The sequence below is a fragment of the Streptomyces sp. NPDC055966 genome (genome assembly GCF_042269865.1).
Classification (GTDB): Bacteria; Actinomycetota; Actinomycetes; order Streptomycetales; family Streptomycetaceae; genus Streptomyces.
Window position 1 is genome coordinate 52,757 of the sequence record NZ_JBHJYK010000016.1, and the last position, 23,091, is coordinate 75,847.

20 protein-coding genes and 1 pseudogene are annotated in these 23,091 nt (G+C 71.6%); 19 read left to right on the forward strand and 2 right to left on the reverse strand.

The window, feature by feature from the left end:
• The first annotated feature begins 150 nt into the window (after positions 1-150).
• Positions 151-645: an ATP-binding protein gene (locus tag ACFC8N_RS30340; protein WP_356028552.1), complete on the forward strand. Its 495-nt coding sequence runs from the start codon at positions 151-153 to the stop codon at positions 643-645.
• Between the two features lie 39 nt (positions 646-684).
• On the opposite strand, the gene idi is transcribed toward ACFC8N_RS30340, so the two are convergent.
• Entirely contained in the window at positions 685-1,278 is a 594-nt protein-coding gene (gene idi / locus ACFC8N_RS30345) for an isopentenyl-diphosphate Delta-isomerase (RefSeq protein ID WP_356028333.1), read from the reverse strand.
• A gap of 270 nt (positions 1,279-1,548) precedes the next feature.
• A complete protein-coding gene (galE, locus tag ACFC8N_RS30350; protein ID WP_376291352.1) occupies positions 1,549-2,520 on the reverse strand; it encodes a UDP-glucose 4-epimerase GalE in 972 nt (323 codons plus the stop codon).
• Between the two features lie 269 nt (positions 2,521-2,789).
• Here galE and ACFC8N_RS30355 point away from each other — a divergent pair, with 269 nt between their 5' ends.
• The 18 genes and pseudogenes from ACFC8N_RS30355 (at position 2,790) to ACFC8N_RS30440 (ending at position 23,074) form a co-directional block, all read left to right on the forward strand.
• The gene (locus ACFC8N_RS30355; protein ID WP_376291355.1) at positions 2,790-4,604 is read left to right on the forward strand and encodes a DUF5941 domain-containing protein; all 1,815 of its coding nucleotides are present in this window, start codon (positions 2,790-2,792) and stop codon (positions 4,602-4,604) included.
• Entirely contained in the window at positions 4,601-5,353 is a 753-nt protein-coding gene (locus tag ACFC8N_RS30360) for a phosphocholine cytidylyltransferase family protein (RefSeq protein WP_356028340.1), read from the forward strand. Before ACFC8N_RS30355 ends, ACFC8N_RS30360 begins: the two co-directional genes overlap by 4 nt.
• A complete protein-coding gene (locus ACFC8N_RS30365; protein ID WP_356028343.1) occupies positions 5,341-6,402 on the forward strand; it encodes an iron-containing alcohol dehydrogenase family protein in 1,062 nt (353 codons plus the stop codon). Before ACFC8N_RS30360 ends, ACFC8N_RS30365 begins: the two co-directional genes overlap by 13 nt.
• Positions 6,380-7,159, forward strand: coding sequence for a CDP-alcohol phosphatidyltransferase family protein (locus ACFC8N_RS30370; protein WP_356028345.1), 780 nt, complete (start codon positions 6,380-6,382; stop codon positions 7,157-7,159). Before ACFC8N_RS30365 ends, ACFC8N_RS30370 begins: the two co-directional genes overlap by 23 nt.
• 32 nt (positions 7,160-7,191) lie before the next feature.
• Entirely contained in the window at positions 7,192-8,046 is an 855-nt protein-coding gene (locus tag ACFC8N_RS30375; RefSeq protein ID WP_376291627.1) for a glycosyltransferase family 2 protein, read from the forward strand.
• A 60-nt stretch (positions 8,047-8,106) separates the two neighbouring features.
• Positions 8,107-9,036 (forward strand): ABC transporter permease, encoded by a 930-nt coding sequence (locus tag ACFC8N_RS30380; RefSeq protein ID WP_356028350.1) that lies wholly within the window; start codon positions 8,107-8,109, stop codon positions 9,034-9,036.
• Complete coding sequence (locus ACFC8N_RS30385; RefSeq protein ID WP_376291359.1) at positions 9,029-9,829, forward strand: ABC transporter ATP-binding protein; 801 nt, start codon at positions 9,029-9,031, stop codon at positions 9,827-9,829. The genes ACFC8N_RS30380 and ACFC8N_RS30385 overlap by 8 nt, the downstream gene beginning before the upstream one ends.
• Before the next feature lie 359 nt (positions 9,830-10,188).
• The gene (gene hpnC / locus ACFC8N_RS30390; protein WP_356028355.1) at positions 10,189-11,085 is read left to right on the forward strand and encodes a squalene synthase HpnC; all 897 of its coding nucleotides are present in this window, start codon (positions 10,189-10,191) and stop codon (positions 11,083-11,085) included.
• On the forward strand, positions 11,082-12,044 hold the full coding sequence (gene hpnD, locus ACFC8N_RS30395) for a presqualene diphosphate synthase HpnD (protein WP_376291362.1): 963 nt from the start codon (positions 11,082-11,084) through the stop codon (positions 12,042-12,044). Before hpnC ends, hpnD begins: the two co-directional genes overlap by 4 nt.
• Positions 12,044-12,214 (forward strand): DUF6380 family protein, encoded by a 171-nt coding sequence (locus ACFC8N_RS30400; protein WP_376291364.1) that lies wholly within the window; start codon positions 12,044-12,046, stop codon positions 12,212-12,214. Before hpnD ends, ACFC8N_RS30400 begins: the two co-directional genes overlap by 1 nt.
• A pseudogene (gene hpnE, locus ACFC8N_RS30405) lies at positions 12,145-13,617 on the forward strand (hydroxysqualene dehydroxylase HpnE); the annotation flags it as partial. The gene ACFC8N_RS30400 and the pseudogene hpnE, both read left to right, overlap by 70 nt.
• A gap of 68 nt (positions 13,618-13,685) precedes the next feature.
• Positions 13,686-14,750, forward strand: a complete 1,065-nt coding sequence (locus ACFC8N_RS30410; RefSeq protein ID WP_356028554.1) for a polyprenyl synthetase family protein — start codon at positions 13,686-13,688, stop codon at positions 14,748-14,750.
• A 116-nt stretch (positions 14,751-14,866) separates the two neighbouring features.
• Positions 14,867-16,912 (forward strand): squalene--hopene cyclase, encoded by a 2,046-nt coding sequence (gene shc / locus ACFC8N_RS30415; RefSeq protein ID WP_376291366.1) that lies wholly within the window; start codon positions 14,867-14,869, stop codon positions 16,910-16,912.
• A gap of 1 nt (position 16,913) precedes the next feature.
• A complete protein-coding gene (locus ACFC8N_RS30420; protein WP_356028372.1) occupies positions 16,914-17,555 on the forward strand; it encodes a 1-hydroxy-2-methyl-2-butenyl 4-diphosphate reductase in 642 nt (213 codons plus the stop codon).
• A gap of 5 nt (positions 17,556-17,560) precedes the next feature.
• Positions 17,561-18,589 carry an adenosyl-hopene transferase HpnH gene (hpnH, locus tag ACFC8N_RS30425; protein WP_356028375.1) on the forward strand — a complete coding sequence of 343 codons (1,029 nt, stop codon included), beginning with the start codon at positions 17,561-17,563 and terminating at the stop codon, positions 18,587-18,589.
• 4 nt (positions 18,590-18,593) lie between these two features.
• Positions 18,594-19,727 (forward strand): flavodoxin-dependent (E)-4-hydroxy-3-methylbut-2-enyl-diphosphate synthase, encoded by a 1,134-nt coding sequence (gene ispG, locus ACFC8N_RS30430; RefSeq protein ID WP_356028377.1) that lies wholly within the window; start codon positions 18,594-18,596, stop codon positions 19,725-19,727.
• 30 nt (positions 19,728-19,757) lie between these two features.
• The gene (dxs, locus tag ACFC8N_RS30435; protein WP_376291370.1) at positions 19,758-21,692 is read left to right on the forward strand and encodes a 1-deoxy-D-xylulose-5-phosphate synthase; all 1,935 of its coding nucleotides are present in this window, start codon (positions 19,758-19,760) and stop codon (positions 21,690-21,692) included.
• Positions 21,689-23,074 carry an aspartate aminotransferase family protein gene (locus tag ACFC8N_RS30440; RefSeq protein ID WP_376291372.1) on the forward strand — a complete coding sequence of 462 codons (1,386 nt, stop codon included), beginning with the start codon at positions 21,689-21,691 and terminating at the stop codon, positions 23,072-23,074. The genes dxs and ACFC8N_RS30440 overlap by 4 nt, the downstream gene beginning before the upstream one ends.
• Positions 23,075-23,091 lie beyond the last annotated feature (17 nt).

The window sequence follows — 23,091 nt, forward strand, 5'->3', positions numbered from 1 at the left end:
GGAAACAGTCCCACACGTGACCGGGTCATACGCACTCGGTCACAAAGCGCTCGATACCCGCTGACTTGTGTTCAGGTATCCGGCCCGGAGCGGATCGTTACCAACACTCGACGTGTGGTGACAATCGAGCGCGAGGGTGGCGACCGGACGATGGACAACCACGGGCGCGGGGACGTCCCGGGCCCAGCGGGGGGCGCCGAGCGCCCGCCCGATCCACTGCCGTACGAAGGCGTCTGGCGGTTCACCGCTCCGGCCGTGGACGCCTCGGTCCCGCAGGCCCGGCACGCTGTGCAGGACCTGCTGCTGCGCCAGGGCGTACCGGTCTCCGACGAGCTGGAGTACGGCCTGCTGCTGATCGTGTCCGAGCTGGTCACCAACGCGGTCCGGCACGCGGCGCTGCTGTCGCCGATGCTGGCCGTGGAGGTCGCCGTCGGAGCCGAGTGGGTGCGGGTGTCCGTGGAGGACAACCACCCCTACCGGCCGACCGCCCTGGAGGCCGACCACGGCCGGACCGGCGGCCGGGGCCTGCTGCTGGTCCGCGAGGTGGCCCGGGAGGCGGGCGGCGCCGTCGACGTGGAGCACACCGCGAGCGGCGGCAAGGTGATCTGGGCCGCCCTGCCGCTCAAGCCCGCGACACTGCCGTAGCGCTGAACCGGCGTGCCGCTCACCGGGCCGCAGAGGAGGTCACCAGCCCGCGGACGGGCCGGTCAGCTCCCTGATCGCCGGGCGGGCGGCGTCCAGCACGGTCATGAACCAGGCCGAGAACGGGTCGCGGGCATGCCGCTCCGCCAGCTCGGCCGCCGTCACGAAGGCGGCCTCGGCGACCTCGTCCGCGTCCGGCGCGAGCGGTGCCTGCACCAGGCCGACAAACAGGTGGTTGAACTCCTGCTCCACCAGGCCCGAGGCAGGGTCCGGGTGGTTGTAGCGGACCGTGCCGGCCTCCGCGAGCAGCGAGGGGGACACCCCCAGCTCCTCGAAGGTGCGCCGGGCCGCCGCCGCGAACGGCGCCTCACCGGGGTACGGGTGACCGCAGCAGGTGTTGGACCACACGCCGGGGGAGTGGTACTTGCCGAGCGCCCGCTGCTGGAGCAGAAGCCTGCCCTGCTCGTCGAAGAGGAAGACCGAGAACGCGCGGTGCAGCTGCCCCGGGGGCTGGTGGGCGGCGAGCTTCTCCGCCGTGCCGATCGTCACACCCTTCTCGTCGACCAGTTCCAGCAAAATCTGCTCTGCGGTGCCCGTCGACGAGCTGTGCGTCGCGGTGGCAGGTGTGATCGGCATACCCATCCTTCGCCTCGTTCTTCGCACCCCAAGTCTGCCGTACGAATCCGGCACTCCCGGCACTTCCCCGCACGTCCGCGCGCGGCGCCGTACCGGGACGGGGACCCGGTAGATCATCGTGCCCGGCAGGCCGCGCCCGGAACCGCCCGCCAGGGCGAACGCCCGTACTGATGTTCAGTGGCACAGGCGTGCCTCGTGCTCCGCGTGCCCGCCGCACACCGCGAGCAGCGCGTGGCCCCACGGGTGGGGGGTATGGGGCAACGCGGTACGTCAGCTGCCGTGGTGGAGCTGCCAGCCCTGCCAGGCCGAGGCGACCATCTCCCGTACGTCGCGCCGGGCCCGCCAGTCCAGTTCGCGGGCGGCGCGCTCGGCGGAGGCGACCGCGCGGGGCGCGTCGCCCGGGCGGCGCGCTTCGGTCACCGGCGCGCGGCGGTCCCCGGTGACCTCGCCGACGACCGTGATCAGCTCGCGCACCGAGACGCCCTCGCCGCGCCCGATGTTCAGCGTCAGGTCGCCCGCCGCGCCCTCCCTGCGGAGCCGGCGTGCCGCCGCCAGGTGGGCCTCGGCCAGATCGGCCACGTGGATGTAGTCCCGCACGCAGGTGCCGTCCGGCGTCGGATAGTCGTCGCCGAAGATCCGCGGGGCCTCGTCGCGGGTGAGCCGGTCGAAGACCATCGGGACGATGTTGAACACGCCCATGTCCGCCAGTTCCGGCGCCGCGGCGCCCGCCACGTTGAAGTACCGCAGGCACACCGTGGAGATGCCGTACGCCGCTCCCGCCGCCCGCACCAGCCACTCCCCGGCCAGCTTGGTCTCGCCGTAGGGGTTCACCGGGGCGCAGGGCGTGTCCTCGGTGATCAGGTCCACGTCCGGGTTGCCGTACACGGCCGCCGAGGAGGAGAACAGCAGCCGCCGGATGCCGGCCCGGGCGACCGCGTCCAGCAGCGTGCCGAGGCCGCCCACGTTCTCCCGGTAGTAGCGGGTCGGCTCGGCCACCGACTCCGCGACCTGCTTGCGCGCCGCGAGATGGACGACGCCCGTGACGTCGTACTCCCGCAGGACCCGGGTCAGCCGGTCCCCGTCCAGTGTCGAGCCCTCGACGAGCGGGACGTCGGCGGGCAGCCGCGCCGGCACCGCGGCCGACAGGTCGTCCAACGCCACGACACGCTCCCCGGCGTCCGTCATGGCCCGCGCCACATGCGCCCCGATGTATCCGGCTCCGCCGGTGATCAGCCACGTCATGGTCGCCCAGCCTAGGCCGATCGCCCGCGTGTCTCCTTTGCCAGGGCTTACCCGGGTCTGCGCCGCCGGGTTTGTGGGCGGGCCCCCGTTTCCCCGATGATGATCGCGGCAAAGGCCGGGGCAGGCACCGTGGACCGGGCCGTGAACGGCCGGTGAACTCAGGTCCGGAACCATCCGATAGCCTCTGCCGACACCCGGGTGCCGCAGGCAGGCGCCCCACCATGCAAGCGACCGGCGCCCGCGCGCCGACACCCAGGGAGTGAGTTCGGTTGTCGACCGCCATCGTCACCGGTCAGCCGGTCCCCGGATCGTCACTGGAGGACGATCTGCGGTCCCTCGGTTTCGACGTCCTGGTGGCAGTGGACGCCGCGGAGGCCGAGACCGCGCTCGCCGCGGCTCCGGCCGCCGAGCGCGTGGCCCTGGTCGACGCCCGCTTCGTCGGTCACCCGCACGCACTGCGCCTCGGCCTCACCGACCCGCGCTTCCCGCTCGCCGCGGTCCCCGGCGCCGTCACCGCCGGGCCGGCCGCCCGGCAGGCGCTGACCCGGGCCGTGGCCCGCGAGACCTCCGCGGGCGGCAGCGGCGGTACGGCCCTCGCCGTCGGCAGCCTCGCCGACCGCATCGTCACCGCCCTCGACGCCGACGGCAGCGAGGTGCACCGGCCCGAGCTGGGCAGCCTGGTCGCCGCGGTCCCCGCCGACCCGCAGGCGCGCAACGAGGCGCGGCAGGCCGTCGCCGCCGTGGACGACGAGGCCGTACGCCTGAAGTCGGCCGTGAAGTCCCGCGACGGCTTCTTCACCACGTTCTTCATCAGCCCCTACTCGCGCTACCTCGCCCGCTGGTGCGCCCGCCGGGGCCTGACCCCGAACCAGGTCACCACGGCCTCGCTGCTCACCGCCCTGATCGCGGCCGGCTGCGCGGCGACGGGCACGCGCGCGGGGTTCGTCGCCGCCGGCGTGCTGCTGATCGCGTCCTTCGTGCTCGACTGCACCGACGGCCAGCTCGCCCGCTACGCCCTGAAGTACTCCACGCTCGGCGCCTGGCTCGACGCCACCTTCGACCGGGCCAAGGAGTACGCCTACTACGCAGGCCTCGCCCTCGGTGCGGCCCGGGGCGGTGATGACGTGTGGGCCCTCGCGCTCGGCGCGATGATCCTGCAGACCTGCCGGCACGTGGTCGACTTCTCCTTCAACGAGGCCAACCACGACGCCACCGCCAACACCAGCCCCACCGCCGCCCTCTCCGACAGGCTCGACAGCGTCGGCTGGACGGTCTGGCTGCGGCGGATGATAGTGCTGCCGATAGGTGAGCGCTGGGCGATGATCGCCGTCCTCACCGCGGCCACCACCCCCCGGATCACCTTCTGCGTCCTGCTCGTCGGCTGCGCCCTCGCGGCGACGTACACCACGGCCGGCCGCGTGCTGCGCTCCCTGACCCGGAGGGCGCGGCGCACCGACCGGGCCGCCCGGGCGCTCGCGGACCTCGCCGACTCCGGCCCGCTCGGCGAGGCCGTACGGCGGGCGGCCAAGGGGGGCCTGCCCGGCCTCGCCGTGCCGGCCGTCGCCTTCCTCGGCGGTGCCGCGGTCGTCACCAGCTGCGCCCTCACCGCAAACGGCTCGCCGCTGCCCGTGATCGGTGCCCTGCTCTACGTCCTGACCTCGGCACTCGCCGTCGCCCGCCCCCTCAAGGGCGCCCTCGACTGGCTGGTCCCGCCCTTCTTCCGGGCCGCCGAGTACGGCACCGTCCTGGCCCTCGCGGGCAAGGCGGGGGTGAACGGAGCGCTTCCTGCGGCTTTCGGGCTGGTGGCCGCCGTCGCCTACCATCACTACGACACGGTGTACCGCATCCGCGGCAACGCCGGAGCACCCCCGGCCTGGCTGACGCGCGTCATCGGGGGGCACGAGGGGCGGACGCTGCTCGTCGCCGTCCTGGCCGCGGTGCTCACCGCTTCGCAGTTCACGGTCGCGCTCACGGTCCTCGCCGTGTCCGTCGCCCTCGTGGTGCTCGCCGAGAGCATCCGCTTCTGGGTGTCGTCTCATCTCGGAGGCGCACCCGCCGTACACGATGAAGGAGAACCCGCATGATCGGCCTCGTGCTGGCGGCCGGCGCCGGACGGCGTCTGCGCCCCTACACCGACACCCTGCCCAAGGCGCTGGTGCCGGTGGGGCCGGCAGGTAGGGAGGACTCGATCACGGTGCTCGACCTCACCCTCGGCAACTTCGCGGAGATCGGTCTGACCGAGGTCGCGGTCATCGTCGGCTACCGCAAGGAGGCCGTGTACGAGCGCAAGGCGGCGCTGGAGGCGAAGTACGGCCTCACGCTCACCCTCATCGACAACGACAAGGCCGAGGAGTGGAACAACGCCTACTCCCTGTGGTGCGGCCGTGACGCCCTCAAGGACGGCGTGATCCTCGCCAACGGCGACACCGTCCACCCGGTCTCCGTCGAGAAGACCCTGCTCGCCGCGCGCGGCGAGGGCAAGAAGATCATCCTCGCCCTCGACACCGTGAAGTCCCTCGCGGACGAGGAGATGAAGGTCGTCGTCGACGCCGAGAAGGGCATGACGAAGATCACCAAGCTGATGGATCCCGCCGAGGCCACCGGCGAGTACATCGGCGTCACCCTGATCGAGGGCGACGCCGCCCCCGACCTGGCCGACGCGCTGAAGACGGTCTGGGAGACCGACCCGCAGCAGTTCTACGAGCACGGCTACCAGGAGCTGGTCGACCGCGGCTTCCGCATCGACGTGGCGCCGATCGGCGACGTCCCGTGGGTCGAGATCGACAACCACGACGACCTGGCCAAGGGGCGGGAGATCGCGTGCCGCTACTGACCCGGCTGATCCCCTCGCCGGTCGTCGTGGACATCCGCCCGGGTGCCCTGGACGACCTGGCCGGAGTCCTCGCCGACGAGCGCATCGCGCAGTCCGGCCGGCTCGCCGTCGCCGTCAGCGGCGGCTCCGGCGCCCGGCTGCGCGAGCGCCTCGGCCCCTCGCTGCCCGGCGCCGCCTGGTTCGAGGTGGGCGGCGGCACCCTGGACGACGCGATCCGGCTGGCCGGCGACATGAAGTCCGGCCACTACGACGCCGTCGTCGGGCTCGGCGGCGGCAAGATCATCGACTGCGCCAAGTTCGCCGCGGCCCGCGTCGGCCTGCCCCTGGTCGCCGTGCCGACGAACCTCGCGCACGACGGTCTGTGCTCGCCGGTCGCGACGCTGGACAACGACGCGGGGCGCGGCTCCTACGGGGTGCCGAACCCGATCGCGGTCGTCATCGACCTGGACGTGATCCGCGAGGCCCCGGCCCGCTTCGTCCGGGCCGGTATCGGGGATGCGATCTCCAACATCAACGCGGTCGCCGACTGGGAACTGTCGAACCGGGTCAACGGCGAGAAGATCGACGGTCTCGCCGCCGCCATGGCCCGCCAGGCCGGCGAGGCGGTGCTACGCCACCCCGGCGGCATCGGCGACAACGACTTCCTCCAGGTGCTCGCCGAGGCGCTCGTCCTCAGCGGTATCTCGATGTCGATCTCCGGCGACTCCCGCCCGTCCTCCGGCTCCTGCCACGAGATCAACCACGCCTTCGACCTGCTGTTCCCCAAGCGGGCGGCCGCCCACGGCGAACAGTGCGGATTCGGCGCGGCCTTCGCAACGTATCTGCGCGGGGCCCACGAGGAGGCCGCGCACACGGCCGCGGTGCTGCGCCGGCACGGGCTTCCGGTGCTGCCGGAGGAGTTCGGCTTCACCGTGGACGAGTTCGTCCGCGTCGTGGAGTTCGCTCCCGAGACCAGGCCCGGCCGCTACACGATCCTCGAACACCTCGCACTCAAGCCGAACCAGATCAAGGACATCTACGCCGACTATGTCAAGGCCATCGGTAGCTGAACTCCGTCCGGTCGTCCACCCCGCCGGGGTGAAGGACCGGCGCAGTGGTGAGCATTGGATGGGACGCCTCTACATGCGTGAGGTGTCCCTGCGGGTCGACCGCTACCTGGTCGGCACCAGGGTCACGCCCAACCAGCTCACGTACCTGATGACCGTCTTCGGCGTGCTCGCGGCCCCGGCACTCCTGGTGCCGGGGATCTGGGGCGCCGTGCTCGGTGTGGTCTGCGTCCAGATGTACCTGCTGCTGGACTGCGTCGACGGCGAGATCGCGCGCTGGAAGAAGCAGTACTCGCTCAGCGGCGTGTACCTGGACCGGGTCGGCGCCTACCTGACCGACGCCGCCGTGCTCGTCGGCTTCGGCCTGCGCGCCGCCGACCTGTGGGGCGGCGGCCGTATCGACTGGCTGTGGGCCTTCCTCGGCACGCTCTCCGCGCTCGGCGCGATCCTGATCAAGGCCGAGACGGACCTCGTCGGTGTCGCCCGCCACCAGGCCGGCAAGCCGCCGGTCCAGGAGGCCGCCGCCGAGATGCGCTCCTCCGGCATGGCGCTGGCCCGCCGGGCCGCCGCCGCGTTCAAGTTCCACCGGCTGATCCTCGGCATCGAGGCGTCCCTGCTGATCCTGGTGCTGGCGGTGGTCGACCAGGCGCGCGGCGACCTCTTCTTCTCCCGGCTGGGTGTCGCGGTGCTGGCCGGCATCGCCCTGCTGCAGACCCTGCTGCACCTGGTGTCCATCCTCGCCTCAAGCAGGCTGAAGTGAGTGCCGTGAAGGTCGGCGCCGTCATCATCACGATGGGCAACCGGCCCGAGGAACTGCGGGCCCTCATCGACTCGGTCGCCAAGCAGGACGGCGACCCGGTCGAGGTGGTCGTCGTCGGCAACGGCTCGCCCGTCCCGGACGTCACGGAGTTCCCGTCGGTCGTGCGGACGATCGAGCTGCCCGAGAACCTGGGCATCCCGGGCGGCCGCAACGTCGGCATAGAGGCCTTCGGGCCGAACGGCCGGAACGTCGACATACTGCTGTTCCTCGACGACGACGGCCTGCTCGCCCGGCACGACACCGCCCAGCTGTGCCGCGAGGCGTTCGAGGCCGACCCGAGGCTCGGCATCATCAGCTTCCGCATCGCCGACCCCGAGACCGGCGAGACCCAGCGCCGCCACGTGCCCCGGCTGCGCGCCTCCGACCCGATGCGCTCCTCGCGCGTCACCACCTTCCTCGGCGGCGCCAACGCCGTGCGCACCCGCGTCTTCGCGGAGGCCGGGACGCTGCCGGACGCGTTCTTCTACGCGCACGAGGAGACCGACCTGGCCTGGCGGGCCCTGGACGCCGGGTGGATGATCGACTACCGGTCGGACATGGTCCTGTACCACCCGACGACGGCCCCCTCGCGGCACGCGGTCTACCACCGCATGGTCGCCCGCAACCGCGTCTGGCTGGCCCGCCGCAACCTGCCCCTGCCCCTCGTCCCCGTCTACCTCGGCGTCTGGCTGCTGCTCACGCTGCTGCGCCGGCCGTCCGCTCCGGCCCTGAAGGCCTGGTTCGGCGGCTTCAAGGAGGGCTGGACGACCCCGTGCGGTCCGCGCCGCGCCATGCGCTGGCGCACGGTGTGGCGGCTGACCCGGCTGGGCCGGCCTCCGGTGATCTGAGAAGCTTGCTCTTACCTGAAGAGAGCAAGCTTCTTACCAAGAGATTCCGGATTCCCACTCGTGAGTCACACAACCCAAGACGGCGGTGTCGCGGTGAGCGCGATACCGTCGCCCGACGAGGGGCCGACGGCCGCGCAGCTCGCCGCCGCGTACGGGCTCGCCGTCAGCGGCGCCCGTCCCTCGCTCGCCGAGTACGTCCGTCAGCTGTGGGGCAGGCGCCACTTCATCCTCGCCTTCTCGCAGGCCAAGCTGACGGCCCAGTACAGCCAGGCCAAGCTCGGCCAGCTCTGGCAGGTGGCGACCCCGCTGCTCAACGCGGGCGTCTACTACTTCATCTTCGGTGTCATCCTGCACGCGAGCCGCGGCCTGTCCCAGGACGTCTACATCCCGTTCCTGGTCACGGGCGTGTTCGTGTTCACCTTCACGCAGAGCTCGGTCATGTCGGGCGTCCGGGCGATCTCCGGCAACCTGGGCCTGGTGCGCGCCCTGCACTTCCCGCGCGCCTCGCTGCCCATCTCCTTCTCGCTCCAGCAGCTCCAGCAGCTGCTCTTCTCGATGATCGTGATGTTCGTCGTGGCGATCGGGTTCGGCAGCTATCCGAGCCTGTCCTGGCTGCTGATCGTGCCGGTCCTGGTGCTCCAGTTCCTGTTCAACACCGGGCTCGCGCTGATCGTGGCCCGCCTGGGCGCCAAGACGCCGGACCTCGCCCAGCTGATGCCGTTCATCCTGCGCACCTGGATGTACACCTCCGGCGTGATGTTCTCCATCAGCAAGATGATGGAGGGCCGCTCGGAGCTCGCCGTCCGGCTGCTCCAGGTCAACCCGGCCGCGGTCTACATGGACCTCATGCGCTACGCCCTCATCGACGGCTACGGCGCGTCGAACCTGCCCCCGCACGTGTGGGCCATCGCGCTGTTCTGGGCGGTGGCCGTCTTCGCCGGCGGCTTCGTGTTCTTCTGGAAGGCGGAGGAGAGGTACGGCCGTGGCTGAGCAGCTGCACGACCCGACCACGGGCGCGCGCAGGCCCACGGTCATCGCGGACGAGCTCCACATCGTCTACCGCGTCAACGGCGCCAGGACCGGCAGGGGCAGCGCGACGGCCGCGCTCAGCCGCATCGTGCGGCGGGGCTCCGGCGACGGGGCGCGAGGTGTGCGCACGGTCCACGCCGTGCGCGGGGTCTCCTTCGTCGCCCACCGGGGCGAGGCCATCGGCCTGATCGGCTCCAACGGCTCCGGCAAGTCGACCCTGCTGCGCGCCGTCGCGGGGCTGCTGCCGGCCGAACGCGGCAAGGTCTACACCGACGGCCAGCCGTCGCTGCTGGGCGTCAACGCGGCCCTGATGAACGACCTCACCGGTGAGCGCAACGTCATCCTGGGCGGTCTCGCCATGGGCATGTCCCGGGAGCAGATCAGGGCGCGCTACCAGGAGATCGTGGCCTTCTCCGGGATCAACGAGAAGGGCGACTTCATCACTCTCCCGATGCGGACGTACTCCTCCGGCATGGCCGCCCGGCTGCGGTTCTCCATCGCCGCCGCCAAGTACCACGACGTCCTCATGATCGACGAGGCCCTCGCCACCGGTGACCGGGGGTTCCAGAAGCGCTCCGAGGACCGCATCCGGGAACTGCGCAAGGAGGCCGGAACGGTCTTTCTGGTCAGCCACAACAACAAGTCCATCCGTGACACGTGCGATCGCGTCCTGTGGCTGGAGCGCGGCGAGCTGCGCATGGACGGGCCGACCGACGAGGTGCTGAGGGAGTACGAGAAGTTCACGGGCAAGTAGCCTGTTTTCGGCCAGGGGTCCGCCGGCAGCTGTCCGGTCGGCCCCCGGGTCGCAAAGGAAACGTCAACTCCGGTCTGCGCAAGGAATCTTGACGCCAATCGGTGTGTTGTTGTGATGTGCAGGACACCCCGACGGACCTCGATGCGTTGTACAACGTAAGCTGTACCGGTCCGGAAAGCGGCAAGTGGGGCCATAATGCGCGACATCCCGCGCCAGGGCGACCCCGCGGATCGCCGGGCGGCGTGTCCGAAATAGTGTGTATTGGGTCGGCAGTGTAGAACGGGAGATGTGACGGCAATGGCTACGGAAACTCCCCAGCTCAACGCAGCATGTGCCGTCCCCGCCACGGGCTGCGGGCGATGACGGCCACCGAGACGGCGCCGGACCTGGAACGCGCCACCCTGGACAAGGCCGCGAGCGAGAACTTCCCCGTGGCCCCCTTCTTCCTGCCCCGCGCCTGGCGCGACGACCTCATGGCGGTCTACGGCTTCGCCCGCCTCGTGGACGACATCGGCGACGGCGACCTCGCCCCCGGCGGCGCCGACGCCCGCCTGCTCGGCGTGTCGGCCGCCGAGGCCGAGAACCGCCTGGTCCTGCTCGACGCCTTCGAGGCCGACCTGCGCCGCGTCTTCGACGGCACCCCCGCCCACCCGCTGCTGCGCCGCCTCCAGCCCACCGTCCGCCGCCGCGGCCTGACCCCCGAGCCCTTCCTGGGCCTGATCGCCGCCAACCGCCAGGACCAGCTCGTCTCCCGCTACGAGACCTACGACGACCTGCTCGCCTACTGCGAGCTGTCCGCCAACCCCGTCGGCCGCCTCGTGCTCGGCGTGACCGGTACCGAGACGCCCGAGCGGATCCGCCTCTCCGACGCCGTCTGCACCGCCCTCCAGATCGTCGAGCACCTCCAGGACGTCGCCGAGGACCTCGGCCGCGACCGGATCTACCTCCCCGCCGCCGACATGAAGCGCTTCCACGTGCAGGAAGCGGATCTTGGCGCGAAAACGGCAGGCGCATCGGTGCGCGCCCTGGTTGCATACGAAGCACAACGCGCCCGCGATCTGCTGAATGAAGGCGCCCCCCTGGTGGGTAGCGTCCACGGCAGGTTGAAGCTGCTGCTCGCGGGGTTCGTGGCGGGGGGAAGGGCGGCGATCCGGGCGATCGCCGCCGCCGAATACGACGTACTTCCCGGCCCGCCCAGACCCGGCAAGGTCCAGTTGCTGCGTGAGGCGGGCGTGATCCTGCGAGGAGAGGGGTGATCCGGACCGTGGAGTCTCCGTCGCACGTGTCCGCGCCGGTACTCGCCGCCTACAGCTACTGCGAGGCCGTCACCGGGCAGCAGGCCCGTAACTTCGCGTACGGCATCCGGCTGCTGCCCACGCCCAAGCGCCGCGCCATGTCGGCGCTGTACGCGTTTTCCCGGCGCGTGGACGACATCGGCGACGGCGACCTGCCCGGCGAGACCAAGCTGACCCGCCTGGAGGACACCCGGGCGCTGCTCGCCCGGGTCCACGCCGGCGAGGTCGCCGAGGACGACACCGACCCGGTGGCCGTCGCCCTCGCCCATGCCGCGCGCGCCTTCCCGATCCCGCTCGGCGGCCTGGACGAGCTGATCGACGGCGTCCAGATGGACGTGCGCGGTCAGACGTACGAGACCTGGGACGACCTCAAGGTCTACTGCCGGTGTGTCGCCGGTGCCATCGGCCGGCTCTCGCTCGGCGTGTTCGGCACCGAACCGGGCGCGCGCGGCGCCGAACGCGCCCCCGAGTACGCCGACACGCTCGGCCTCGCGCTCCAGCTCACCAACATCCTGAGAGACGTCCGCGAGGACGCCCAGGGCGGCCGTACCTATCTGCCCGCCGACGACCTGGCCAAGTTCGGCTGCTCGGCCGGGTTCGACGGGCCGACGCCACCGGAGGGCTCCGACTTCGCGGGCCTCGTGCACTTCGAAGTGCGGCGGGCCCGCGCCCTTTTCGCCGAGGGCTACCGGCTGCTGCCCATGCTCGACCGGCGCAGCGGCGCCTGCGTCGCCGCCATGGCCGGCATCTACCGCCGGCTGCTGGACCGCATCGAGCGCGATCCCGAGGCCGTGCTGCGCGGCCGGGTCTCGCTGCCCGGACGCGAGAAGGCCTACGTCGCCGTGCGCGGTCTGTCCGGGCTCGACACCCGGAGCGTGACCCGCCATGTCGCGCCCCGGTCCGTCAGGAGGCGCGCCTGATGGACCTCACCGAACCAGCCGAACCAGGGGACGTGCTGCGGCAGGCAACCCTGCGCTCCGGCGTGGCGTCCCAGTCTGCGACGGCTGACCGTGCACCGTTCGACCCGCGCCGGACGGCCGGTCACGGCACCCCCTGCGGGGCGCATGTATGGAAGGACGACGCACGATGAGCGACAGCTCGCGCCCCGCACCGGCGCACGCCGGCCGTGCCGTCGTGGTCGGCGGCGGACTCGCGGGCATCACCGCGGCGCTCGCGCTCGCGGACGCGGGTGTCCGCGTCACCCTGCTCGAAGGCAGGCCGAGGCTGGGCGGCCTCGCCTTCTCCTTCCGGCGCGGCGACCTGACCGTCGACAACGGCCAGCACGTGTACCTGCGCTGCTGCACCGCCTACCGCTGGTTCCTCGACCGGATCGAGGGCACGGCGCTGGCACCGCTGCAGGACCGCCTCGACGTGCCCGTCGTCGACGTCGCAAGGCCCGAGGGCCGGCGGCTCGGCAGGCTGCGGCGCGACGCGCTGCCCGTCCCGCTCCATCTGGGACGCAGCCTCGCCACGTATCCGCATCTCTCGCTCGCCGAGCGTGCCGCCGTCGGGCGGGCCGCGCTCGCGCTCAAGGGACTCGACCTCGCCGATCCGACCCTGGACACGCAGGACTTCGGCAGCTGGCTGGCCGCCCGCGGCCAGTCGGCGCGCGCCGTCGAGGCCCTGTGGGACCTGGTCGGGGTCGCCACCCTCAACGCGGTCGCGGGCGACGCCTCGCTGGGGCTCGCCGCGATGGTGTTCAAGACCGGTCTGCTGTCCGACCCGGGCGCGGCCGACATCGGCTGGGCCCATGTCCCGCTGGGCGAACTGCACGACCGGCTGGCCCGCAGGGCGCTCGACTCCGCGGGCGTCCGTACCGAGGTCCGTACACGCGTCACCTCCATCTCCCTCAACGAGAACGGCAGCTGGAGCGTTCAGGTTCCCGGCGAGACGCTTCACTCGGACGCCGTCGTCCTCGCCGTACCCCAGCGCGAGGCCCACGACCTGCTGCCGCCCGGCGCCCTCGACGACCCCGGGCGGCTGCTCGGCATCGGCACCGCGCCGATCCTCAACGTGCATGTCGTCTACGACCGCACGGTGCTCGCCCGCCCCTTCTTCGCCGCGCTCGGCACCCCCGTGCAGTGGGTCTTCGACCGCACGGACGCCTCCGGGCTCGACCAGGGGCAGTACCTGGCGCTGTCGCAGTCGGCCGCGCAGGACGAGATCGACCTGCCGGTCGCCGCGCTGCGCGAGCGCTATCTGCCCGAGCTGGAACGGCTGATCCCGGGCACTCGTGGCGCGGTGGTGAAGGACTTCTTCGTGACCCGGGAGCGCACGGCGACGTTCGCTCCCGCCCCCGGCGTCGGGCGGCTGCGGCCCGGCGCCCGCACCAAGGCCCCCGGCCTGTACCTGGCCGGAGCGTGGACCGCCACCGGGTGGCCCGCGACCATGGAGAGTGCGGTCCGCAGTGGAGTGAGCGCGGCCGACGCCGCGCTCGGTTCCCTGGGCCGGCCCCGCCCCCGCCGCCTCTTCGCATTCGAGGAGGCGGCCTGATGCTCGGTGAGCGCGCGGCAGGTCCCCGCACCCCCGGTACCGCAACAAGAGGAGAGACTGTGCCCACTGTGCCCCCGGCCTCGACACCCGCTCGGAGGACCGCGGTGGACGTGACCGCGCTGCTGGAGCGCGGCCGTACCCTGGCCACACCGGTCCTGCGGACGGCCGTCGACCGGCTGGCGCCGCCCATGGACACCGTCGCCGCCTACCACTTCGGCTGGATCGACGCGGCCGGCAACCCCGCCGACGGCGACGGCGGCAAGGCCGTACGGCCCGCCCTCGCCGTGCTCTCCGCCGAGGTCACCGGTGCCGGGCCCGAGGTGGGCGTCCCGGGGGCCGTCGCGGTCGAACTCGTCCACAACTTCTCGCTGCTGCACGACGACCTGATGGACGGCGACGAGCAGCGCCGGCACCGTGACACCGTCTGGAAGGTGCACGGTCCCGCCCAGGCCATCCTGGTCGGCGACGCCCTGTTCGCCCTCGCCAACGAGGTCCTGCTGGAGCTCGGCACCGTCGAGGCGGGCCGTGCCACCCGCCGGCTGACCGCCGCCTCCCGCGCCCTGATCGACGGCCAGGCCCAGGACATCTCCTACGAGCACCGCGACCGCGTCAGCGTCGAGGAGTGCCTGGAGATGGAGGGCAACAAGACCGGCGCGCTGCTGGCCGCGTCCAGCTCCATCGGCGCGGTGCTCGGCGGCGCGGACGACGCCACCGCCGACGCCCTGGAGAAGTACGGCTACCACCTCGGCCTTTCCTTCCAGGCCGTCGACGACCTGCTCGGCATCTGGGGTGACCCGGACGCCACCGGCAAGCAGACCTGGAGCGACCTGCGCCAGCGCAAGAAGTCCCTGCCGGTCGTCGCCGCGCTCGCGGCCGGCGGCGCCGCCTCCGAGAAGCTCGGCGAGATGCTCGCCGCCGATGCCAAGAGCACCGACTTCGAGAACTTCTCCGAGGAGGAGTTCGCGGCCCGTGCCGCCCTGATCGAGGAGGCCGGCGGCCGCGACTGGACGGCCGAGGAAGCGCGCCGCCAGCACACCATCGCCATCGAAGCCCTGGACGCCGTCGACATGCCCGGCCGGGTCCGGGACGCCTTCGCGGCGCTCGCCGACTTCGTCGTCGTACGAAAGAGATGATCATTATCGGCTCGATACAGCTCGCGTAGTCGCCGGCCGGTGTCCCTCGACACAGGACACCGGCCGACGGCGGACCCACAGCAGCACGACTCGCACGACTGCACGAAGGGGAAGCCATGACAGCGACGACCGACGGAAGCACCGGGGCGCCCTCGCCGTCCCACGCGGCCGCGGCCAGCGACACCACCATCACCACCCCCGAGGCGGCCGGGGTGCACGACGCCGCCGCACGCGCCGCCCGGCGCGCCACCGACTTCCTGCTCGCGGGGCAGGACGCCCAGGGCTGGTGGAAGGGCGACCTGGAGACCAACGTCACCATGGACGCGGAAGACCTGCTCCTGCGTCAGTTCCTGGGCATCCGCGACGAGCGGACCACACAGGCCGCCGCGCTGTTCATCCGGGGCGAGCAGCGCGAGGACGGCACCTGGGCCACCTTCTACGGCGGGCCCGGCGACCTGTCCGCCACCATCGAGGCGTACGTCGCCCTGCGGCTGGCCGGCGACGCGCCCGACGCGCCCCACATGGCCCGGGCCTCCGCCTGGATCCGCGAGCGCGGCGGGATCGCCGCCGCCCGGGTGTTCACCCGCATCTGGCTCGCCCTGTTCGGCTGGTGGAAGTGGGACGATCTGCCCGAACTCCCGCCGGAGCTGCTGTACTTCCCGACCTGGTTCCCGCTCAACATCTACAACTTCGGCTGCTGGGCGCGGCAGACCATCGTGCCGCTCACCATCGTCTCCGCCAAGCGTCCCGTGCGCCCGGCGCCCTTCGCGCTGGACGAACTGCACACCGACCCGGCGAACCCCAACCCCCCTCAGCCGCTCGCCCCGGTCGCGAGCTGGGACGGGCTCTTCCAGCGGCTCGACAAGGTGGTCCGCGGCTACCGCAGGGTCGCCGTGCGCCGGCTGCGCAGGGCCGCGATGAACAGCGCGGCCCGCTGGATCATCGAGCGGCAGGAGAACGACGGCTGCTGGGGCGGCATCCAGCCCCCGGCCGTGTACTCGGTCATCGCCCTGCACCTGCTCGGCTACGACCTGGACCACCCGGTGCTGCGCGAGGGCATCGCCTCGCTGGACCGTTTCGCCGTGTGGTGCGAGGACGGCGCCCGGATGATCGAGGCCTGCCAGTCCCCGGTGTGGGACACCTGCCTCGCCACCATCGCGCTGGTCGACGCGGGGCTCCCGGTCGACCATCCGCAACTGGTCAAGGCGGCCGACTGGATGCTCGGCGAGGAGATCGTCCGGCCCGGCGACTGGGCCGTGCGCCGGCCCGGGCTGCCGCCGGGCGGCTGGGCGTTCGAGTTCCACAACGACAACTACCCGGACATCGACGACACCGCCGAGGTCGCGCTCGCGCTGCGCCGGGTCCGTCACCACGACCCCGAGCGGGTGGACAGGTCCATCGGACGGGCGGTGCGCTGGAACCTCGGGATGCAGTCGAAGAACGGCGCGTGGGGCGCCTTCGACGTCGACAACACCAGCCCGTTCCCCAACCGGCTGCCGTTCTGCGACTTCGGCGAGGTCATCGATCCGCCGTCGGCCGACGTCACCGCGCACGTGGTGGAGATGCTCGCGGCCGAGGGCCTCGCCCACGACCCGCGCACCCGGCGCGGCATCGACTGGCTGCTCGCCGAACAGGAGGCGAACGGCTCGTGGTTCGGCCGCTGGGGCGTCAACTACCTCTACGGCACCGGCTCCGTCGTCCCCGCGCTGACCGCGGCCGGACTGCCCGGCGCGCACCCGGCGATCCGGCGGGCCGTGACCTGGCTGGAGTCCGTCCAGAACGAGGACGGCGGCTGGGGCGAGGACCTGCGCTCCTACAAGTACGCCAAGGAGTGGAGCGGCCGCGGTGCCTCCACCGCCTCGCAGACCGCGTGGGCGCTGATGGCGCTGCTCGCGGCCGGGGAGCGGGACTCCCAGGCCGTCGAGCGGGGCGTGCGGTGGCTGGCCGACACCCAGCGCGAGGACGGCGGTTGGGACGAGCCGTACTTCACCGGCACCGGCTTCCCCTGGGACTTCTCCATCAACTACCACTTGTACCGGCAGGTCTTCCCGCTCACCGCGCTCGGCCGGTACCTGCACGGCGATCCCTTCGAGCGCCGGCTGCTCGCCAGGAAGCCGCTCACCGAGGCGCAGAAACCTCTCGCCGAGGCCAGGGTGAGCTGAGGTGACCACCCAGCCCGCCCCGGCCCCGCTGCTGATCGCCTGCGCGCTCGGCATCGAGCACGTCGCCCTGCGCACCGGTGACAGGAGCGGGGCGGGCGGGCCGTACTCCGTCGTCCGCACGGGCATGGGCCCGAAGGCGGCGGAGCGCTCCGTCCACCGGCAGCTCGCCCTCCCGGCGTTCGCCGACGCGGCCGTGCTGGCCACCGGCTTCTGTGCCGGGCTCGCGCCCGGCATGCACCCCGGTGACCTGGTGGTCGCCGACGAGACCCGGGACGCGCGCGGCGCCGTCGCCTGCGTGGCGACCGAACTGCTGGTCAAGGAACTCGTGCGCCTGCTTCCCGGGCGCACGGTCCACACCGGGCCGCTCACCGGCTCCGATCACGTCGTGCGCGGTCCCGAGCGGTCCCAGCTGCTCGCGACCGGCGCGATCGCGGTCGACATGGAGTCGGCGGCCACGCTCCTCGCCGCCGTCCGCACCGGTGACCGCCCCGTGGCAGCCGTCCGGGTGGTCGTGGACGCTCCCGAACACGAACTCGTCCGGATCGGCACCGTGCGCGGTGGGATATCGGCCTTCCGCGTTCTTCGTTCCGTACTTCCCGCATTTTTCGAATGGCACCGTTCTTTGCTGCTCCCCCGGAGGTGAGCCAGATGGCCATGCCGTTGCGCCAGACCGTCAAGGTCGCTACATACCTGCTCGAACAGAAGCTCAGGAAGCGGGACAAGTTCGCCCTGCTGGTCGAGCTGGAACCGCTGTTCGCGTGCAACCTCAAGTGCGAGGGCTGCGGCAAGATCCAGCATCCGGCGGGTGTCCTCAAGCAGCGCATGCCCGTCGCCCAGGCCGTGGGCGCGGTGCTGGAGTCGGGTGCGCCGATGGTCTCCATCGCCGGCGGCGAACCGTTGATGCACCCTCAGATCGACGAGATCGTACGGCAGTTGGTGGCGAAGAAGAAGTTCGTGTTCCTGTGCACGAACGCCCTTCTCATGCGCAAGAAGATGGACAAGTTCACGCCCTCGCCGTACTTCGCGTGGGCCGTGCACATCGACGGGCTGCGCGAGCGGCACGACGCCTCGGTGGCGAAGGAGGGCACCTTCGACGAGGCGGTGGAGGCCATCAAGGAGGCCAAGCGGCGCGGCTTCCGGGTGACCACCAACTCGACCTTCTTCAACACCGACACCCCGCAGACCGTCATCGAGGTGCTCAACTTCCTCAACGACGACCTGAAGGTGGACGAGATGATGCTCTCGCCCGCCTACGCCTACGAGAAGGCGCCCGACCAGGAGCACTTCCTCGGCGTGCAGCAGACCCGCGAGCTGTTCAAGAAGGCGTTCTCGGGCGGCAACCGCAAGAAGTGGCGCCTCAACCAGAGCCCGCTCTTCCTGGACTTCCTGGAGGGCAAGGTCGACTTCCCGTGCACGGCCTGGGCGATCCCGAGCTACTCGCTTTTCGGTTGGCAGAAGCCCTGCTATCTGATGAGCGACGGTTACGTGTCCACGTACCGTGAGCTGGTCGAGAAGACCGACTGGGACAAGTACGGCCGCGGCAAGGACCCGCGCTGCGCCAACTGCATGGCCCACTGCGGCTACGAGCCGACCGCCGTGCTCGCCACGATGGGCTCCCTGAAGGAGTCGCTGCGGGCCGCGCGCGAGACGATGACGACGAGCGGGAAGCAGGACTGACGTCATGGCCGCCGTTCCCTTGGGCGTTCCCGGGGTACCGGCCCGGCCCCTCGCGCCGCGGCGCCCGTCGCGGCAGATCCAGGTCGGGCCGGTGGCGGTCGGGGGCGGAGCCCCGGTGTCGGTGCAGTCGATGACGACGACCCGCACGTCGGACGTCGGCGCCACCCTCCAGCAGATCGCCGAACTCACCGCGTCCGGCTGCGAGATCGTCCGCGTCGCCTGCCCCACGCAGGACGACGCGGACGCCCTCGCCACGATCGCCCGGAAGTCCCGGATCCCGGTGATCGCGGACATCCACTTCCAGCCGAAGTACGTGTTCGCCGCGATCGAGGCCGGCTGCGCCGCGGTCCGCGTGAACCCGGGCAACATCAAGAAGTTCGACGACCAGGTGAAGGAGATCGCGCGGGCCGCGAGGGACCACGGCACGCCGGTCAGGATCGGGGTCAACGCCGGTTCCCTGGACCGGCGGCTGCTCCAGAAGTACGGCAGGGCGACTCCGGAGGCGCTGGTGGAGTCGGCCCTGTGGGAGGCGTCGCTCTTCGAGGAGCACGACTTCCGGGACATCAAGATCTCGGTGAAGCACAACGACCCGGTCGTGATGATCGAGGCGTACGAGCAGCTCGCCGCACAGTGCGACTACCCGCTGCATCTGGGCGTCACGGAGGCGGGCCCGGCCTTCCAGGGCACGGTCAAGTCGGCCGTCGCCTTCGGGGCGCTGCTGTCGCGCGGGATCGGCGACACCGTCCGTGTGTCGCTGAGCGCGCCTCCGGTGGAGGAGGTCAAGGTCGGCATCCAGATCCTCCGGTCGCTGGGGCTGCGGGAGCGGCGCCTGGAGATCGTCTCCTGCCCGTCCTGCGGCCGGGCCCAGGTCGATGTGTACAAGCTCGCCGAGGAGGTCACGGCGGGGCTGGACGGCATGGAGGTGCCGCTCCGGGTCGCGGTGATGGGGTGTGTGGTCAACGGTCCGGGCGAAGCCCGTGAGGCCGACCTCGGAGTTGCCTCAGGCAACGGAAAGGGCCAGATCTTCGTCAGGGGTGAGGTCGTCAAGACCGTGCCCGAGTCGAAGATCGTGGAGACCCTGATCGAGGAGGCCATGAAGCTCGCCGAACGGACGAGCCCCGCAGAGCAGTCGAATTGAGGCAAGGCACGGACCGAGAGGGGGCCCAGCGTGACCATTCTGGAGAGCATCCGGGAACCGCGCGACCTGAAGGCGCTGTCCGAGACGGAACTCGGTGAACTGTCCCGGGAAATACGAGAGTTCCTGGTGCAGGCGGTGTCGAGGACGGGAGGTCACCTCGGGCCCAATCTCGGGGTGGTGGAACTGTCCGTCGCGCTCCACCGGGTCTTCGAGTCGCCGGTCGACCGGATCCTGTGGGACACCGGCCACCAGAGCTATGTGCACAAGCTTCTGACGGGCCGTCAGGACTTCTCCAAGCTGCGCGGCAAGGGCGGGCTGTCCGGCTATCCCTCGCGCGAGGAGTCCGAGCACGACGTCATCGAGAACAGCCACGCCTCCACCGCGCTCGGCTGGGCCGACGGCCTGGCCAAGGCCCGCCAGGTGCAGGGGGAGAAGGGCCATGTCGTCGCGGTCATCGGCGACGGCGCGCTGACCGGCGGCATGGCCTGGGAGGCGCTGAACAACATCGCGGCCGCCAAGGACCGGCCGCTGATCATCGTCGTCAACGACAACGAACGTTCCTACGGCCCCACCATCGGCGGCCTCGCCAACCACCTGGCCACCCTGCGCACGACGGACGGCTACGAGAAGGTGCTGGCCTGGGGCAAGGACGTCCTGCTGCGGACCCCGGTCGTCGGGAGCACCATCTACGAGTCCCTGCACGGCGCGAAGAAGGGCTTCAAGGACGCCTTCGCCCCGCAGGGCATGTTCGAGGACCTGGGCCTGAAGTACGTCGGCCCGATCGACGGCCACGACATCTTGGCCGTGGAGTCGGCGCTGCGGCGTGCGAAACGCTTCCACGGGCCGGTCCTGGTGCACTGCCTCACCGAGAAGGGCCGCGGCTACGAGCCCGCCCTCGCCCACGAGGAGGACCACTTCCACACCGTCGGCGTGATGGACCCGCTCACCTGCGAGCCGCTCTCGCCGTCCGGGGGGCCGTCGTGGACCTCGGTGTTCGGCGACGAGATGGTGCGGATCGGCGAGGAGCGGGACGACGTCGTCGCCATCACCGCGGCCATGCTCCACCCGGTCGGGCTCACCAAGTTCGCCGAGCGCTTCCCCGACCGCGTGTGGGACGTGGGCATCGCCGAGCAGCACGCGGCGGTGTCGGCGGCCGGCCTCGCCACCGGCGGGCTGCATCCGGTCTTCGCCGTCTACGCCACCTTCCTCAACCGCGCCTTCGACCAGCTCCTGATGGACGTCGCCCTGCACCACTGCGGGGTCACCTTCGTCCTCGACCGGGCCGGTGTCACCGGCGTCGACGGCGCCTCGCACAACGGCATGTGGGACATGTCGGTCCTCCAGGTCGTGCCCGGCCTGAGGATCGCCGCCCCGCGCGACGCCGGACAGCTGCGCGCCCAGCTGCGCGAGGCCGTCGCCGTCGACGACGCGCCCACCCTGGTCCGCTACCCGAAGGAGTCGGTCGGCCCGGACCTCCCGGCGCTCGACCGGATCGGCGGCATGGACGTGCTGCACCGCGCCGAGGACCCCGAGGTGCTGCTCGTCGCCGTCGGCGTGATGGCGCCGGTGTGCCTCCAGGCCGCCGACCTGCTGGAAGCACGCGGGATCAGCTGCACGGTGGTGGACCCCCGTTGGGTCAAACCCGTCGACCCCGCCCTGCCGGGCCTGGCCGCCGGGCACCGGCTGGTGGCCGTCGTGGAGGACAACAGCCGTTCCGCGGGCGTCGGTTCGGCGGTCGCCCTGGCCCTCGGGGACGCCGACGTGGACGTGCCGGTACGGCGCTTCGGCATCCCGGAGCAGTTCCTCGCGCACGCCAAGCGCGCCGAGGTACTGGCCGACATCGGTCTCACGCCCGTCGAGATCGCCGGGCGGATCAGCGCGAGTCTGGCCGTCACCGACGCCGCCGGCCTCGCCGGGCAGAAGACCCTGAAGAAGGCCGAAGAGAAGGCCGAGGAGAAGGAATGAGCACGGAGTTCGACCTCGGTGCCCTGCTCGCCGAGCGCGGCGCCGAACGCTACGAGCTGCACGCGAAGTACCTCAACCCGCAGCTCCCGCGCATGCTGCACACCATCGGCTTCGACCGGGTCTACGAACGGGCCGAGGGCGCCCACTTCTACGACGCGGACGGCAACGACTACCTGGACATGCTCGCCGGGTTCGGGGTGATGGGCCTCGGCCGCCACCACCCGGTCGTCCGCAAGGCGCTGCACGACGTCCTCGACCTCGGCCTCGCCGACCTCACCCGCTTCGACTGCCAGCCGCTGCCCGGCCTGCTCGCCGAGCGGCTGCTCGGGCACAGCCCGCACCTGGACCGGGTGTTCTTCGGCAACAGCGGCACGGAGGCCGTGGAGACCGCGCTGAAGTTCGCCCGGTACGCCACCGCGAAGCCCCGCGTCCTCTACTGCGACCACGCCTTCCACGGCCTGACCACCGGCTCCCTGTCGGTCAACGGCGAGGGCGGCTTCCGCGACGGCTTCGCCCCGCTGCTGCCCGACACGGCCGTACCGCTCGGCGATCTCGACGCCCTGGCACGGGAGTTGAAGAAGGGCGACGTCGCCGCGCTGATCGTCGAGCCGATCCAGGGCAAGGGCGTGCACGCGGCGCCGCCCGGCTATCTGCGCGCCGCCCAGGACCTGCTGCACCGGCACAAGGCGCTGCTGATCGCCGACGAGGTGCAGACCGGCCTCGGCCGCACCGGCGACTTCTACGCCTACCAGCACGAGGACGGCGTGGAGCCCGACCTGGTGTGCGTCTCCAAGGCTCTGTCCGGCGGGTACGTCCCGGTCAGCGCCACTCTGGGACGGGACTGGATCTTCAAGAAGGTCTACTCGTCCATGGACCGCGTGCTCGTCCACTCGGCGAGCTTCGGATCCAACGCCCAGGCGATGGCGTGCGGCCTCGCCGTGCTGTCGGTGATGGAGGACGAGCAGATCGTCGCCGGCGTGCGCGCCACCGGCGAGCTGCTGAAGTCCCGGCTGACCGCGCTGATCGAGAAGTACGAGCTGCTCGCCGACGTCCGCGGCCGCGGACTGATGATCGGCATCGAGTTCGGCAGGCCGTCCTCGCTGAAGCTGCGCAGCCGCTGGACCATGCTCCAGGCGGCCCGCAAGGGGCTGTTCGCGCAGATGGTGGTGGTCCCGCTGCTCCAGCGGCACCGGATCCTCACCCAGGTCTCCGGCGACCACCTGGAGGTGATCAAGCTGATCCCGCCGCTGGTCTTCGACGCGGCCGACGTGGACCGGTTCGTGGACGCCTTCACCGCCGTCATGGACGACGCGCACAGCGGCGGCGGCCTGATGTGGGACTTCGGCAAGACCCTGATCAAGCAGGCGGTGGCGGGTCGCTGAGCTTGTTTGCCTCTGAG